We start from the raw sequence: 15,092 nt of genomic DNA, 5'->3' as shown, positions 1-15,092 counted from the left end.
ATTTTTTATATGCGTTTAGTAGTAACCAAAATGAATTTAGGGCTATGGGCGGCGGCTTATATCAAGGAAAAAATTAATGCCTTTGCGCCAATGCCCAAAAAGCCCTTTGTACTGGGTTTGCCGACGGGCGGAACGGTGGTGGATATGTATGCCAATTTGCGGCTTTTCTACAAAAACCGTTTATTATCCTTTAAAAATGTTGTTACGTTTAATATGGACGAATACGTCGGCCTGCCGTTGGACCACCCGCAGAGTTACCGTAGTTATATGCATTGTAATTTATTTGACGGAACGGATTTCCAGCCCGAAAATATCCACCTTTTAAACGGACAGGCCAAGGACCTAAACCAAGAGTGTGCTCAATACGAGGCCGCTATCGCCGCACTGGGCGGCATTGATTTATTCCTGGGCGGAGTAGGGCGCAACGGACATATTGCCTTTAATGAGCCAGGTTCGGCCTTTAATACTCGAACACGGTTAGTGGACCTAACCCCCAGCACCATAGAGGCTAACTCGCGTTTCTTTTTAAACGACCCGCACCGCGTACCCAAACAGGCTTTATCCGTAGGTATCGGCACGGTAACAGATGCCAAAGAAGTATTATTTTTAGCCTCGGGCGAAAAAAAGGCCGAAGCCGTAGCCCATTTGGCAATGCCGGGAAAAGATTTAAACTGGCCCATTACGGCCTTAAAACTCCACCCGCACGCCACCTTATTGGCGGACCCCGAAGCGTGCGAACAACTGCCGGAGCCTTTTAAAACACAACTGGTCCGGCAAATGGACGAAACGCCCACCGGGGAGCATTGGACGTTACAGATAGAGGATTAAATGCAAGATTTATTAATTACCAATGCCCGCGCCGTTTTGTCCGGCAAAATAAGGCCGGCGGCGCTGTGGCTTTCGGGCGGAAAAATCAAACAAATTTTTACCGAAGAAGTTTCCTTGCCAAACACACCGTCCTTTGATGCCAAAGGCGCACTGGCCGTGCCGGGGTTTATTGATTTGCATATCCACGGCTTTGCCGGGCACGGACCGGAAAATGCCAATTCCGCGGACCTGCTTACAATGTCAGACGAACTGGCTCGCTACGGGGTATGTGCGTTCTGCCCCACGCTCTATTGTGCGCGTCCGCACGAAATGGAAGCCCTTTTAAAAAAATTACTTCCCGCCCTAGGCTCGGAAACAGGTGCCAAAATTATCGGGTTTCACTTGGAGGGGCCTTTTATCTCTCCCCAAAAACCGGGAGTAATGAAACCGCAGGACATTGTCCCCCCGCAGTTAGACGATATGAAACGTCTCTACGAGGCCGCCCAAGGGCACATTACCAATATCACCCTGGCCCCGGAACTCCCCGGAATCGGCCCTATTATTGATTTCTGTTTGGCCCGCGGCATTTTGATACAAGCCGGACACACCAACGCTACCTATGGCGATTTTTTACACGGCGTCCAACTAGGCATAAAACACACCACCCATTTATTTAACGCGATGAGCGGTTTCAACCACCGCAACCCCGGAGCCGCCGGCGCGGTACTGATGCACCCGGAAATTTCGTGCGAAATCATTGCTGACGGCGTACACGTCCACCCGGACGTGGTCGGTTTTTTGCGCCATATAAAACCGCTTGAAAATATTGTTGCCGTTACCGATGCCCTAAAACCAACCGGGCTTACGTCCGGGCCGTTTATTGCAAACGGGGAAGATGTTATTTTGGACGGTGGTGTATGGAAGCGTAAAACGGACAAAGTAATTGCCGGCTCCGCGCTGACAATGGCGCAGGCCTTTAAAAATCTGGTTAAGTTTGGCTACTCTCCCGCCGAAGCCTCGCAACTGGCCAGCACCAATGCCGCGCACTTATTAAACATCCCCCACAAAGGCCGCCTGGAAGAAGGTTTTGAGGCCGATATTGTGTTGTTAGACGAGCAACTTAATTTACAAGCCGTCTTTTTAGGCGGAAAAAAGCAATAAAACTAACGTAAATCAAAAGTAGGTGCCGTAGCAAAGATACCCCCGCCATAGTGTTGGGAAGTTTCGGTACCTAACGAATTGCACAACCTGCGCCAACGGGCCACCTGAGAACTGTCTTGCTCTCCTTTTCCCATTATGCAAGCCCGTCTCTCATCTGCATTGGCGCATAACTTCGTGTTAGAACTGCTATGCGCGTATGTTCGGAAATAGATTGCCGCCTGAGTGCCCCACGGAGCCAAATACGAATAACATTGATTCATACATAGCACCGAAGTACCATTTTTCCAACAATTCCCACCCATACTGTCGGGCAGTTTAATCGTAAAGGATTTCGGTAGCTGCATATCTAACTGGTCAAACTCCGTAGCGTACTGGCCATTTGCCAAATAATAGGCTTCTTGGGCCGTTCTCGTCGCATCTAACAGCGGCATATTGGACGCAAATTTAGATTTATCCACCGCCAACTGATACTGCGGCACCGCCACCGCCGCCAAAATACCGATAATAAGGACAACAACCAGGAGTTCAATTAAGGTAAAGCCACGGCTCACAACCCAAGATGTAGATCCTGAAACAAGTTCAGGATGACCTTCTTTTTTCATAAAGTCGTCAGCCCCGAGAAGTTGGCGGCCCGCAGGGTTCGGGGATCCGTTGTTGTCGTTCTTGGATTCGTTGTCATTCCCGAAGGTTGTAATCGGGAATCTGTCGTTTTCCTTTTTGAATAAAAACAGTTCCCCGACAGAAACTCTCGGGGATGACGGCAACAAACGCCAAATTTTGTTAAACCCTTTCATTTTTTCTCCTTGTTAAGACCTTTATATTTGAGCAAAACAGCCTTTTATACGCATTTTTATACAGCAGACACATCCGGGTATATCCGGCCTTAATTGTCAAAATTTTAACAAAAAAAAATAAAACAACCCTTTTAGAAAGAAGTCCTGCGGACGGCTTACTTTTTCCCCCTCTTTTGACTAGCAGAGCCACACTTTTTTGTAGTGTTGCACCCAACGAAACAGCAACGGCAAAAAGACCAAAAGGCAAATCGTTAAACTATTAATAGCCCCCGTACAAAAGCCGTATGGAGCACCACGTCGCCCCGCCATAACATAAAAATTCCCGAGGAGCACTCGGGAATTTTTTTAATTGGCTTTCTTTAAAATGTACTGCTCGGCTAGTTCTCCGGTTATCGGCTGCCGGTCTTGGTCAAGCAGGGTCGCCTGCCCCGGTGAGAGTTTCAAATAATAGCCCTCTTGCTGGGGAATAGTCAGCGTTGCCACCCCGTTTTCAACCGTGTAAGTTCCCTTATCTTCAAACACACCGTCCGCCTTTTCCAAATATTCGCTCGTCCAGGTAAATGTACCGTCCGGCAACAGGGCGACCGTGGTTTTGATACCCGGGCCGTCCGCCGCAGGCAAAACACCTGTATAGATTTCCCCTACCGCGGCGGTTTGCTCCGCTGGGGCGGCTTTCTCTTCCGTCGGCGCGGGTTTGCTGCAAGCCGCCAATAAAATAGCAGCCACTAATACTGTAATTTTTTTCATATTTTCCTCCTTTGTTTATATTTTATCAAAAAGCGTTTCCCGATAATGTACCTTTTTCAGATTAGATAACAGGATATTTTACCGGAAAATGCGAAACTTAAAAGCGCAGTCTCCCAAATTTTGATAAAATAGAGTAAATGCTTTCCGCGCCCGTAGTTCAATGGATAGAGCGTCAGCCTCCGAAGCTGGAAATGTGGGTTCGACTCCCGCCGGGCGCAAACTTAAAAAACCTCGCTTTTGCGGGGCTTTTTATTTACGGCAAAAGCAAGCAAACTGCCTGAAAAAACACTCATAAAGCGCACCGCTCTCCCAAATTGATATAATACGGATATGGGAATAGAAGAAATTGAACAAAAAGACTATTTTTCTATCGGCGATGTAAAGCGCATTACCGGTGTGCCGGAATATTCCGTGCGCTATTGGGAGGCTGAATTTGGGCTCATCCGTCCAATTCGCCTGGAAAGCGGACATCGCCGTTACACCAAAGAAGATGTTTATACTATTCTCAAAATTAAAGATTTAATTTACAAACACAAACTAACATTAGAAGGCGCTAAAAAACAACTGTCTAAATATCAATTTCCGACAGCAAGCAAAACCGAAAAAGCCCACAGCGATGTCAAACTTTTAACAGAAATAAAAGAAATACTGGAAGAATTGTTAAAATAATGATAAAATATTTAGGTAGTCAGTAAAAGACTGCTTTTTTCGGGGAGTGGCTCAGAGGTAGAGCGCTCGCTTGGGGTGCGAGAGATCGCGGGTTCGATTCCCGCCTTCCCGACCATTTAAAAATTATTTACGGGGCGTAGCGCAGATGGTAGCGCGCACGGTTCGGGACCGTGAGGTCGTGGGTTCGAATCCCGCCGCCCCGACCATTTAGAAAGCCGCTTTTAAGTAAGCGGCTTTTTTGTTGTCTAATTTTTCCCTCTCTCGTCGGCGTTTTAGTCTGATTTTTATCCATTCGGGTTTTAGAGCAGTATTTATAGACCGCAAAAAAGGCCCTTTTGGGGCCTTTTTCTCTACCGGGCAAAATGAGAGGATCCAAAAATCCAATACTTTATCGTCTATTTTTCATAAAAAAGAGGCAAGGAAACTTATTTTCATTCCCTTACCTCTCATTAAATTACTTTCCTTCACGCCAACGGCGTTTCATTTCTTTCATAAAGGAATAGTCACTTTTGGCTTGCGGGGCTTCGGCCACCTGCCCCCTCTTTCAACGCCTTATTAGGGGAGTCCGTTTCCTTACCGTTCTTTTTTTGGGGTTCGCCCGCTTTTTTTACCACTTGACCCTTTTGGGCCGCATTGGCAGGGGTTTGCGCGGCGGAAGAATCTTGCGTGCCGCCAAACGCATAGCGGATGCCCGCGTGTACACCCCACCCTTTTACTATATTGCCGGCCTCATAACTGCCCAAGCCGTACCAATACAAGTTTTTGGTAAGTTGCATATCAAGCCCGGCGTTCACTTCCAACGTGCCACCTGAAAGGTCGCTCTTTTCCGCCGCGCCGGCATAAGCAAGGTCATCCTTGCCGGCAAACTCATAGCGGTAGGCCAATTCCAACAACGGCTCTATCAGCAGGCCGTTATCCCGCACGGCGTTGTAGGCCAACAGCACACCCGCTTTGGCATTGACGTAATTAGCCGCATTATACCTAATATCATTACCGGTATCCCCTACGGAAGCATTTTCCGCCGAGGCGTGCATATAACCAATTTCTAATTTCGGCTCTATGCGGATGAACTTATTGCGGGCCAGTTCGCTATTTATGCTCTTTCCTACTTCCACACTGGCCGCAACCACATTCCGGTTGGGCTTATATGCCAGTTCCGTTCCGGTGGAGGAGTGGCTCTTCATATCCAACTTACTCCAGAAGTTTCGCGCCGCCAAATCCACAAACCAGCCGTTTTCGTTCAGTAAGGTTGCATACACACCCACGCCCGGGGCTTCACCGTCCCCTTTATCGTACACACCGTCGCTCTTTTTGGTTTTGATATTGCGGGTGGACACAAACCCAACCAACACCCCGGCATACAATTTGGTGGGTTCCTCGGCCCTAAACAACCAGTCATATCCGGCCTCGGCACCAAACAAATTGGCATCCGTTTTGATTAAATCATCCACCGTCATATCCTTGTAATAACTGCGCACCCATACGCCTTGCTTGGCCTGCGTATTATCCATGGCGCGCAAATCCCCCAACCGTTTTTGTAGGGAGTTCATCCCGGTTTGGGCGATAACAACGTTCATTATCGGTACGTTTAACATGGTCTTAAACGTATCCGTCAGTTCTTGGGTGTTGCGCAAGTAGTAATCCTGCCCGGTTCCGGCCGCGGTACCTTGTGCCAATTTGTACACATAACCGCCCTCATCCCATTTGCCGCCTAATAAGTCAAACGTACCGTTTACAGTGGCAGTGTCGGCAAATTCCACCAGTTTTATACCATCGCCGGTGGTTGCTTGGGCGGTGGGGGCCACATTGGTTAGTTTCAGGTTGGCATTCCCGCTATAACTATCCGTAATGTTCAGTTTATCGGCGGTTTGGGTTTCTAAGTCCACATTCATATTAAACACCGCGTTATTGGCGGACAGGTTTTCTATACCCAGGGTATTCATCCCGGTTGTATGGTCGATGTTTACTTGGGCATCCGCAAGGTTAATATTGCCTTGCAAGGTGTTGTTGCCATACACATTTAAGTCCCCGCCTGTGGCGTTCAGGCCGCTTACCAGGCCACCCTCATAAAGATTAACCGCCCCGCTGTTCAGCGTGGTATTACTCGCCACGCCGCTGGAGTACACATTCTGCACCCCGCCCGCAACAAGGGTATCACTTACCACCGCTCTGGAAGACACATTTTGCAAACCGCCCTCTTGGATAGTGGTAGCACTTGCCACACCGCCGGAGAATACATTCTGCAAACCGCCGGCATAAAGGATAAAATTGCTTGCCACGCCGTTTTGTAGCGTAAAGGCTTCCCTGCTTGCATTGGTGCCGGACACATAGGTTGACGTATCCCCACCATAAACATCCGCATTAATATTTCCGCCAGAATATTGCATCACATTATATGCTTTTCCGCCGGAAGACACATTCTGCAAACCGCCCTCGTTGATAGTGGTATTACTCGCCACACCGCCAGCGGACACATCCTGAGTTCCGCCATGGATAGTGGTCTCGAGTGCCGTCCCACCGGCGGACACATACTGAGTTCCGCCATGGATAGTGGTAGCACTTGCCACACCGCCGGCGGACACATACTGAGCTCCGCCATGGATAGTGGTAGCACTTGCCACACCGCCGGCGGACACATACTGAGCTCCGCCATGGATAGTGGTAGCACTTGCCACCCCGCCGGACTTCACATGTTGAGAACCGCCGGAGTAAAGGATAAAATTACTTGCCCTGCCGCTTTGTAAACTGAAGGGTTCCCCGCTTGCGTTGGTCCCTTCCACATAGGTTTCTGCATCCCCGCCAGAAACGATTACAAACATTTTCCCGCCGGAATGTTGCCTCACATTATATGTTTTCCCGCCGGCGTGCACAAACTGCAATCCTCCATCATGGATAGTGGTGTCACTTACCACCCCGCCGACATACACATTCTGGCTACCGCCGGAGTGGATAGTAGTTTCATTTGCCACGCCACCGGAGGACACCCCCAGATGCCCGACGGAGTTGATAGTGGTATTGCTTGCCACGCCGCCGCTTGCCACGTTCAGCCAACCAAGGGAGTTGATGGTGGTACCATTGGCCAAGCCGCCTCCTTCCACATTCTGCCAACCACGGGAATTGATGGTGGTAGCATTTGCCACACCGCCGGATTGCAGATGTTGAGCACCGCCGGAGTTGATAATGGTAGTATTTGCCACACCGCCGGAGGACACCCGCTGGCCCCCCAGATTGATAGTGGTATTGCTCGCCACGCCGCCGGAGGACACAAACTGCCAACCGTCCTGATACATTGTGGTATTAGTTGCCACACCGCCGGAGGAAACCACTTGTAGGCCGCCATAGATAGTAGTAGAATCTGCCACGCCGGCCGAATAAATAATTTGGGAATTACCCGAGGTAATAGTGGCTCCTGTCACCGTTTTCCCCGCGCTTACATACGTTCCAGCCCCATACGCAGGCAGGGCCATATTGTTAGCCAGCATGGCCGCCACCGCTGCCGTATATACGGCCCGGCGCCCACCGTTATAAATACGCGATACCAGCCGCTCTCCAAAACCGCGGGACACGATGCAAGAGCTTACCACCGCCGCACTGCAACTGGAACAATACTCCTGCTCCAATGCCTGAATACAAGCACTGGAATAAATATTTTCTTCTTGGGGGGAATAACGTTTACTCATATTTTATTTCTCCTCGGATTCGTTTTTGGGGGCGGTTAAATGGCAATCTTTCATTAATTGTTTAATATGCCCAATTACTTGTTTGCCCGTTATTAAGCGGGTGCATTCGTATTGGCGGTCCGTATTTTTGAATTTAGGACACCAAAAATAATCGTAATGGTCAAAGTTGCAATTTATATCATCCCAACAACCATTACAACCGTGGGAATTAAACACGCGGTACGGCGTGTAAAACTCGCATATCGGCAAGGTAAAGCCGCTAATTAAAACTATCGGAATATGCGTACACCACGCCAACCACGTTAAGCCGGACGACAACCCGATAAAAAAGTCCGCGTGTTCCAAAAGCGCTATGCGCTCTTGCAGGGGCTTGTTCCCGGTAAAATCTTCCGCCTCGTGCGGCATACGGTTCCAAGTGTATTTGAACCCGGTGACGGGCTCTTTATCTATACAAATTACACGGTAGCCCAGTTCCTTTAAGTAGGCAACCACTTGCTCCCACCCGTAGCCGTTGTTCCAAAATTTGGCCTGGGAACTGGATTTGGTGGCAATACATACATAACGCTCTTTAATTTTGCGCGGGCTACCTAACTTTACCTTGGGGGCTTCTTCGCGCGGGTCTACACCCAAAATATAACCTGCGGTGCGGTGCAGGCCCACCTTGCGGAAATCTATGGGTTGGTGGGTGTCGTTCTCTTTGAAAAACAAACCCAACATATAACTGGCGTAGGGTTTTTCAAAACGGATTTTGCCCGGCAAATGCGTGAAAAATAAATTGGGGTACTGCCCCTCAAAAATTTCCGCCAGGTTGTGCGCCATGGTTATTTCCGCCGCGCATTTATGCTTTTGCTGGAATCTGTCCGCATACGTCAGCCAACCAATAATATCCCCCAGCGTGCCGACGGGGAACTTGATTTGGACTTCTTTGCCTGTCAGGTCCAACGTGTGGTTTAAGACGGGTTCCTTTTCCCCACGCACCCACACGCGGATGCGGAACGGAATATAATATTTTTTGGTGCTGAGTACCCAGCCTTCGTCGGCATCACAGGCAAAAATAATGTTGTCTGTTTCGTCGTCTTCAATTTGAACGTGCCATTTTCCTTTGGGCAACAAAACACGTGCACCGTCGTTAAAATCATAACGAATACCCATCGGACCTTCTTGTGTGGGAATGGCAGGCACCGGAACGACAAACGGATTAACCGTTTTCCCGGTAGATACAGTAACGGAAGCGGTTACATTGGCTGAAGCAACAGCACCAGAACTGGCAGTGGCAGTTCCTTGATTTGCAGTGGAGTTTAACGAAGAAGCAGAAACAGGCGAGACAGAAACCACAGAATCGGTATTTTCGGACATAAATCCCCTCTCTAGCAGAATCCAGAAAGAAGAGATAGGGCTTCCAATAAAAAACGGCCATTATGGATATTCCACTCGCGAGTATACCCATAACAGCCGTAGTTGCGTAATTCTCAAATTGTAATTCCAATCAAGAATATACGAACATTGGGAAGAAGACCCCTTGGAAGCTACCCGCCGAATCTTCTGCCTAAACCAGCTGTTTTTGGACTCGAGTAGACTTTGGTTGCCCAAAGACCATCCTATTCTTCTATAGGATTCCAAAAAACAGAAATAATTGTATATACATTTTACTTAACAACTTATAATTTACTATACAAACTTTTCGTTGATTTTGCCCATCATTTTATGTAGCTCCCACATACTTACATACGCGCTTTATGAAAGTCCACTGGTTGAATCCATCAAAATTTCCCGACATTGCTCTTAAATGCCGCCAAGCCCACTACCCATATTGCCCAATCATTGCTATACCTCTTGAAAACTCTCGCTTCGCTTGAGACAAACCATATACGACCATTTAGAAAGACTCTTTTAAGTAAGTGGCTTTTTCCCTTCTCCGTTGGTATTTTGGGCTGATTTTTATCCATTCGGGTTTTAGAGCAGTATTTATAGACCGCAAAAAAGGCCCTTTTGGGGCCTTTTTCTCTGGTGGGCAAAATAGAGGAATCTCAAAAAGATTATTTCGTTCGAAGATTCATACAAGATATCTTATCTGGCGTAAAAGAAAACACTACAATATGCGGATTATCAATCACAATTTCTTTTAATCCTTGAATATGTTTTTCTTTGTCTGCGAGCTGCGCTTCAAAATCTATAGATGAGAAAATACCAGTGATAATATCTGGATAACGTGTGTAAGGTTCAAAAAGAAATTGATGCGTCTTAGGGTTTTCTCCACCAATTCTAATTTTTGGATATTTCACCCGCCCCGCAATAGAATTGGTACATTGGATATTAGAGATTTCTTTAATTATTCCATTTCCAATTTGCATAATATTATCCCGGTCTGGAAACCAATGGATTTCTTCCGTATAATGTTTAACACATAAAAACTCCACAATTTTTCCAAATATGAATGAAACCAACGATAGATTTTGTAAGGTTTTTATAGGTTGGCATTTACTTTTCAAAGTCAGCTCAAATTTCCGTAATCGTTGACAAAATTCTTTCGGGATTAAAGAACTTTTTTGCAACTGATGTATATCTTCTTTAAAAAGTTCAATATTGAAAAAACGTTTTTTATCATTAATAAGAAACACCAAACTAAAAAAAGGTGCCCGACGGAGGAATTCGCATTCCTCCTGTGAAAAACGACGAATTTGTTTAATATCCCGGGGTAACTTCCGATTAAAAAAATTAGCCACCGGTTCAATTTGCCCTAATACTGGACTAATTGTAAAAGTAATACAATCATGTTTTTGGCGATTGTCCAAACAATAATCACTCATCACAGTCCATCCGAGAGACAGAGGAGCAATCTCTTTTTGATACTGAGCCCACCGCTTAGAAAAAGTTGGAAACTTTGATAAAAACGTCTTTGTATTCATATAGTTATTTTATAATACTTTCCCAACATTTTTCCTGCGCTTTAAAATCCATGTGTCCCTCTGCTAAATTCATCAATTCTTTCAAACTCATATTTTGCGGGTTTCTATACTCTAAAATATCCGCCACTATACGCGGAGACAAGTAGCACAAATTCAAATATCGGGCAAAAGTGCGCTTATTCATTCCACTGGCTTTTTCCCTTTCACGGGAAGTCATGCCGCTTTCTATCATCTTCTTACATTGCCACGCTCGCGCGAGCCCACGCACCCAACTTTCATTTAGTTGCCGCACCGTCAAAATATTATTGGCTGTGCCATTTTGTAGCCGCGTAGAGGATACATTATCTATATAAAAAGTGGCCCGCAAGGTGATTGTATGTTCCCCTATATCCGGCACAAGTAAATCATTTTGCCGCTCTTCCTGTGTGGGATTCTTCCGGCAAATATCCAAAAACAAGTTTTTATCTAGTTCAAGTTGTACATAGCAGTCTGTACCCGTTTTTATACAAACGGCTCGTTTTAGGCACGTTTTAGCCTCATTAAAGCCAATATAGCTTCTGTCTGCCTGTAAATCCAAACCGCTCAAATCAGCCCGACAAATTGTATCCAATACAAAACCGTCCAGTTGAACCACCGAAATATGAATCCCATTTCTAATAAAATAATATTGGAATTTCTGCCCCTTTTTAGTCGTACTGGTCAATTTATAAGGATTTCCTTTATCATCAAACAATTTATCCGCCAATAAAGCCTTTTGACGGATATATGAGCGATATTCCCGTAATCCGTTCTTAGAATTCCCTATTTTGGATTGCACCTGTTCAAAAATTTCACAAGGTACAAGAGCCATTTGTTTGCCGACATAGACCTTATTAGCCGCCAAATGCGGCATTTTTCCTATATAGACAGGATTCCCGAGGATTCGTTGTATAGACCCGTGCCGAAATAAATGTCCGCCCCGCATAGCCCCCGACACCGTTTGCCAGCATTTACTGCGGTAGCCTTGCTGATTCATCCAATCGGCTGTAGCTTGTATATTGCCCAGTTCTAAATACTTGTTAAAAATTAAGTTGACGACTTCGGCTTCTTGCGGATTAGGGATAAGTTGCTTGTCTTTAAGGTCATAGCCCAATGGCGGAGTTCCCCCCATCCATAGCCCCTTGGCCTTGCTAGCGGCGATTTTATCTCGTACACGCTCGGCTGATACCTCCCGCTCAAATTGGGCAAAGGACAAGAGCATATTAAGCGTCAGTTTCCCCATAGAATTACTCGTGTCAAAGGATTGGGTAATGGACACAAAGTTGCAACCGTATTTATCAAACTCTTGCATCATTTTGTGGAAATCAATAATAGAGCGCGAAAGGCGGTCCACTTTATAGACGACTACTACCTGTATTTGTCCCGCTCGGATATCGTTAAGGAGTGTTTTTAAGCCGGGGCGCTCCATGGTCCCGCCACTAATGCCGCCATCCGAATATGTTTTATAATATTCCCAGTTATTGAATGCTTGGGAGAGGATATAGGCCTTACACGCCTCCTCCTGATTTTGGAGCGAGTTAAACTCCATATCTAGACCGTGTTCTGTAGATTTACGAGTGTATATAGCACAATTAACTTTTGGCATATTTGTTATAATTCTCCTATACACAGTAATGCTTACTATCGGGAGATAAGTCAAGAAATATGGTAAAAACTTTGACAATGGAAAAAATCATTGAAATAACTAATGAATTAAAACCAAATGATAAAGATGACTTTAAAAACATTAAACAAATAATGGAAGCTATGGATGAAGATTTATGCCGTTTACTATTTGATATTGAATTTTCAAATATTTTAACTTCCCCATGGAAGATAGAGGCACAAACTGAATCAGGAACACATCTAGCTCACTACATACAAAATATTGTGATCTCAGATATGGTATCGATATTATTTCGAATATGGGATAATAGTAATGATGTCAATAGTTTATATTTAGCATCCACAATATTAAATAAAAATCGCATCTTAAAAGAATTTATTATCAATTGTTATCCTTGTGAGGGAATAACTCCAGCACAAGCAAAACAAATTATTGAACAGGTGCCACATGCTCATAAACATAAACTGCTGCAACACATCAAAGCATATCGTACCGAAAGAATAGGTCACAATTTACAGAATAAATCTGTTCAAACAGAATTATTTGTTGGAGATATGTTAAAACTAGGCAGTATAATGATATATGCAGATCTAACACTAAAATATGCAAGCAATTTTAGTAATATCGTACTAGGAAAGATAATTAACTATTCAAAATTCCCGGCTAAATCAAATTACGAGATGGCGCTAGAAGAATTAAAAAACCTACTATCCTCTAAAGGATTTTTATCCAATGCTGGCATTCGATTAAAACCACTTGAATATATAGACGATGGGGGCCTTGCAAAACAAATATTGCAAGATTTAAAAATAGATAAGGATTTGTTTCTATGACAGTCTCTTTAACCCAAAAAATTTGGGGCCGCTTATGTGGCCCCGTGTTATTTTCTGCGCTATTGCCGTCAAATTATGATAGATATTATTCTCCCACTCGTATTCTTTCTCGCTTTTCACTATTACTTGATAAATCTGCCCTTTGTATTTTTTGGTTAGGATAGTTCCTATCGCTAAATTATATTTACATTGATGGGCCCGTTGGATATATTTCTCTGGGTTGCTGGCATATTTATCTAACCTAGTTATATACTTTTCGGCCAGTTTACAACTATACAACTCACATTGGATAGCATACCACAAGGGTCTATATTTGCTCTTTCTCCCTCTTAACGGATACCGATAGAATATATCCCAATAAAATTGGAGTTTCTCATCGGATAATCCTTTGAGTTCTTCAAAACTTTTAGGTAAATAACATTTATTTCTCATTTAGCACCCTCCGGATACGGCTTATCTTACGGGCAGCATTTCCCTTACCATAATAGGCCTTGGCTAATTCATCAAAAAACTTGATGGCTACTTGCAAGATTTCCGCTTCGCGCAATTTCTTGGGCCGCCCCAGTGGATTGCCTGATCGCCCTTTTACAAACTGGTGTTTAACGGGTGGTAATATACGCGGTGTCATTTGGATAACCCGAAGAACACATACCCGCTGATAGGCCGCTTGACGATTTCCATAGCCACACGAGATATGCTTTTGTATAGTTTTCCTTGGTATTCAAAGCCATTTTCAAGCACTTTTACTTCTATGGTTTGTCCGTGGTAGGTTTTAGTGATAACTGTGCCGACGGCAGGTAAGCGACCATCCCGTTCTTTGGGTGTCGGTTCAGCTACATCTGCGACTTTTTGCTTGGCAACTTTTACAACTACTTGTTTAGATTTTTTCTTCATAAAAACTCCCGATAGTATATTGGTTTAGTGGGCTTTTGGCCCATTCCTATTACCGCTTACTATCGGAAGGGAAGTCAAGAAGGAATCCTGCTTGAACCAGATAAATTAAAGTAGCTTTTTCAGAGAAACCAATTTGCCTTTTTTATCCTTACTTTTCCAAAATAATAGGCCATTATTAGATACTTTTCCAGTTATAAACCGCCCTGCCGCTGAAGGAGAAGAAAAAATTTGCCTATTAAAAGTAATATTTCCATTGGGCAATATTTTAGCTGTATATTTCTTTCCTTTATAAACTGTCTCCAAAGGAATAACTTTGCGCGACGACGCGCCTTTTTTTCTGCCAAACAACAAGGCGTCTTGCTCTTGACGATAAACATCAATACGTTGTCTAAAATCGCTTTCTAAACTTACAGCTTTCCCGCGCGGATGCTGGCGGTTTCCTTTTGGTTCGCAAACAGTAACTAATAAAGATTCCAAATTTCCAATATGTTTTTCATTATTTACAATAAATAACGAAAATTTATCCCATTTTTTATGATGACGGTCTTTTAAGTGCTGACTCAGGCGACGTTTCAAGTCCACCGCTTTGCCAATATAATACAAATCGTTTCCCTTGTATAAAGCATAAATACCAGGCTATTCGGCAATGAGTTCTGTGAGCAAGAAAGAATAGTTTTCCAACGCTGAAATGCCAATATTTTGCAGTTTTTTAGTTATAATGGACATGGCTTATTATATCATTTTTTACTATTTTTTAATAAATATTCCTATTTGATGGAAACGTTTGGAACAAACGATACATTAGAAACGAAATGGCAGCAAATCAAGCATCATTTCTATACATGACTTCATTACAATTACCATTTAGCATTCGAAAAGAGAAACATAGCAAAATACTTTACTCGACATATTGATTATAAAATTTTGTTTTTTTATAATTCACAATAAAAGTTTCT

At 44.5% G+C, this 15,092-nt stretch carries 14 protein-coding genes and 3 tRNA genes; 7 read left to right on the top strand and 10 right to left on the bottom strand.

Going from position 1 to position 15,092, the window contains the following annotated elements; genetic code table 11:
• The first annotated feature begins 9 nt into the window (after nt 1-9).
• On the top strand, nt 10-828 hold the full coding sequence (nagB, locus tag ACZOTW_RS06295; RefSeq protein ID WP_428050474.1) for a glucosamine-6-phosphate deaminase: 819 nt from the start codon (nt 10-12) through the stop codon (nt 826-828).
• Nucleotides 829-1,968 carry an N-acetylglucosamine-6-phosphate deacetylase gene (gene nagA / locus ACZOTW_RS06290; RefSeq protein WP_483997778.1) on the top strand — a complete coding sequence of 380 codons (1,140 nt, stop codon included), beginning with the start codon at nt 829-831 and terminating at the stop codon, nt 1,966-1,968.
• 2 nt (nt 1,969-1,970) lie between these two features.
• On the opposite strand, the gene ACZOTW_RS06285 is transcribed toward nagA, so the two are convergent.
• Nucleotides 1,971-2,762 carry a type IV pilin protein gene (locus tag ACZOTW_RS06285; RefSeq protein ID WP_483997777.1) on the bottom strand — a complete coding sequence of 264 codons (792 nt, stop codon included), beginning with the start codon at nt 2,760-2,762 and terminating at the stop codon, nt 1,971-1,973.
• 345 nt (nt 2,763-3,107) lie between these two features.
• Entirely contained in the window at nt 3,108-3,509 is a 402-nt protein-coding gene (locus ACZOTW_RS06280; protein WP_428063117.1) for a copper resistance protein NlpE, read from the bottom strand.
• Between the two features lie 146 nt (nt 3,510-3,655).
• Between ACZOTW_RS06280 and ACZOTW_RS06275 the strand changes: the two genes are divergently transcribed.
• From ACZOTW_RS06275 to ACZOTW_RS06260, 4 genes are all read left to right on the top strand, one after another.
• Nucleotides 3,656-3,727, top strand: a tRNA-Arg gene (locus tag ACZOTW_RS06275).
• A 112-nt stretch (nt 3,728-3,839) separates the two neighbouring features.
• Nucleotides 3,840-4,178, top strand: coding sequence for a MerR family transcriptional regulator (locus ACZOTW_RS06270; RefSeq protein WP_177746791.1), 339 nt, complete (start codon nt 3,840-3,842; stop codon nt 4,176-4,178).
• A gap of 40 nt (nt 4,179-4,218) precedes the next feature.
• Nucleotides 4,219-4,293 (top strand) — tRNA-Pro (locus tag ACZOTW_RS06265).
• Between the two features lie 15 nt (nt 4,294-4,308).
• Nucleotides 4,309-4,384: transfer RNA gene (locus ACZOTW_RS06260), tRNA-Pro, on the top strand.
• Between the two features lie 297 nt (nt 4,385-4,681).
• On the opposite strand, the gene ACZOTW_RS06255 is transcribed toward ACZOTW_RS06260, so the two are convergent.
• The 4 genes from ACZOTW_RS06255 to ACZOTW_RS06240 all read right to left on the bottom strand — a co-directional run bounded on the left by ACZOTW_RS06255 (nt 4,682) and on the right by ACZOTW_RS06240 (nt 12,388).
• Nucleotides 4,682-7,858, bottom strand: coding sequence for an autotransporter outer membrane beta-barrel domain-containing protein (locus ACZOTW_RS06255; RefSeq protein WP_483997776.1), 3,177 nt, complete (start codon nt 7,856-7,858; stop codon nt 4,682-4,684).
• A gap of 3 nt (nt 7,859-7,861) precedes the next feature.
• Nucleotides 7,862-9,214, bottom strand: coding sequence for an autotransporter strand-loop-strand O-heptosyltransferase (locus tag ACZOTW_RS06250; protein ID WP_483997775.1), 1,353 nt, complete (start codon nt 9,212-9,214; stop codon nt 7,862-7,864).
• 680 nt (nt 9,215-9,894) lie between these two features.
• Nucleotides 9,895-10,764 carry a hypothetical protein gene (locus ACZOTW_RS06245; protein ID WP_483997774.1) on the bottom strand — a complete coding sequence of 290 codons (870 nt, stop codon included), beginning with the start codon at nt 10,762-10,764 and terminating at the stop codon, nt 9,895-9,897.
• Nucleotides 10,765-10,768: 4 nt separating this feature from the next.
• The gene (locus ACZOTW_RS06240; RefSeq protein ID WP_483997773.1) at nt 10,769-12,388 is read right to left on the bottom strand and encodes a recombinase family protein; all 1,620 of its coding nucleotides are present in this window, start codon (nt 12,386-12,388) and stop codon (nt 10,769-10,771) included.
• Between the two features lie 77 nt (nt 12,389-12,465).
• Here ACZOTW_RS06240 and ACZOTW_RS06235 point away from each other — a divergent pair, with 77 nt between their 5' ends.
• The gene (locus ACZOTW_RS06235; RefSeq protein WP_483997772.1) at nt 12,466-13,242 is read left to right on the top strand and encodes a hypothetical protein; all 777 of its coding nucleotides are present in this window, start codon (nt 12,466-12,468) and stop codon (nt 13,240-13,242) included.
• Here ACZOTW_RS06235 and ACZOTW_RS06230 read toward each other — a convergent pair.
• The 4 genes from ACZOTW_RS06230 to ACZOTW_RS06215 form a co-directional block, all read right to left on the bottom strand.
• The gene (locus ACZOTW_RS06230; protein ID WP_483997771.1) at nt 13,237-13,674 is read right to left on the bottom strand and encodes a DUF2924 domain-containing protein; all 438 of its coding nucleotides are present in this window, start codon (nt 13,672-13,674) and stop codon (nt 13,237-13,239) included. The genes ACZOTW_RS06235 and ACZOTW_RS06230 overlap by 6 nt on opposite strands.
• Entirely contained in the window at nt 13,664-13,870 is a 207-nt protein-coding gene (locus ACZOTW_RS06225; RefSeq protein ID WP_483997770.1) for a DUF5681 domain-containing protein, read from the bottom strand. Before ACZOTW_RS06225 ends, ACZOTW_RS06230 begins: the two co-directional genes overlap by 11 nt.
• The gene (locus ACZOTW_RS06220) at nt 13,867-14,136 is read right to left on the bottom strand and encodes a DUF2924 domain-containing protein (RefSeq protein WP_483997769.1); all 270 of its coding nucleotides are present in this window, start codon (nt 14,134-14,136) and stop codon (nt 13,867-13,869) included. The genes ACZOTW_RS06225 and ACZOTW_RS06220 overlap by 4 nt, the downstream gene beginning before the upstream one ends.
• A gap of 105 nt (nt 14,137-14,241) precedes the next feature.
• The gene (locus tag ACZOTW_RS06215; RefSeq protein WP_483997788.1) at nt 14,242-14,766 is read right to left on the bottom strand and encodes a restriction system modified-DNA reader domain-containing protein; all 525 of its coding nucleotides are present in this window, start codon (nt 14,764-14,766) and stop codon (nt 14,242-14,244) included.
• Between the last annotated feature and the right edge of the window lie 326 nt (nt 14,767-15,092).

The sequence above is a fragment of the Candidatus Avelusimicrobium sp. genome (assembly GCF_056976295.1).
Note: the sequence above shows the minus strand (reverse complement) of the source record. Positions and strands in the feature narration are given on the sequence as shown.

Excerpts from the sequence above, each read along its gene's own strand:
- ACZOTW_RS06240 (WP_483997773.1), bottom strand. The coding sequence starts at position 12,388 with ATGCCAAAAGTTAATTGTGCTATATACACTCGTAAATCTACAGAACAC.
- nagA (WP_483997778.1), top strand. The coding sequence starts at position 829 with ATGCAAGATTTATTAATTACCAATGCCCGCGCCGTTTTGTCCGGCAAA.
- ACZOTW_RS06230 (WP_483997771.1), bottom strand. The coding sequence starts at position 13,674 with ATGAGAAATAAATGTTATTTACCTAAAAGTTTTGAAGAACTCAAAGGA.
- ACZOTW_RS06220 (WP_483997769.1), bottom strand. The coding sequence starts at position 14,136 with ATGAAGAAAAAATCTAAACAAGTAGTTGTAAAAGTTGCCAAGCAAAAA.
- ACZOTW_RS06270 (WP_177746791.1), top strand. The coding sequence starts at position 3,840 with ATGGGAATAGAAGAAATTGAACAAAAAGACTATTTTTCTATCGGCGAT.
- ACZOTW_RS06280 (WP_428063117.1), bottom strand. The coding sequence starts at position 3,509 with ATGAAAAAAATTACAGTATTAGTGGCTGCTATTTTATTGGCGGCTTGC.
- nagB (WP_428050474.1), top strand. The coding sequence starts at position 10 with ATGCGTTTAGTAGTAACCAAAATGAATTTAGGGCTATGGGCGGCGGCT.
- ACZOTW_RS06245 (WP_483997774.1), bottom strand. The coding sequence starts at position 10,764 with ATGAATACAAAGACGTTTTTATCAAAGTTTCCAACTTTTTCTAAGCGG.
- ACZOTW_RS06235 (WP_483997772.1), top strand. The coding sequence starts at position 12,466 with ATGGAAAAAATCATTGAAATAACTAATGAATTAAAACCAAATGATAAA.
- ACZOTW_RS06250 (WP_483997775.1), bottom strand. The coding sequence starts at position 9,214 with ATGTCCGAAAATACCGATTCTGTGGTTTCTGTCTCGCCTGTTTCTGCT.
- ACZOTW_RS06285 (WP_483997777.1), bottom strand. The coding sequence starts at position 2,762 with ATGAAAGGGTTTAACAAAATTTGGCGTTTGTTGCCGTCATCCCCGAGA.
- ACZOTW_RS06225 (WP_483997770.1), bottom strand. The coding sequence starts at position 13,870 with ATGACACCGCGTATATTACCACCCGTTAAACACCAGTTTGTAAAAGGG.
- ACZOTW_RS06255 (WP_483997776.1), bottom strand. The coding sequence starts at position 7,858 with ATGAGTAAACGTTATTCCCCCCAAGAAGAAAATATTTATTCCAGTGCT.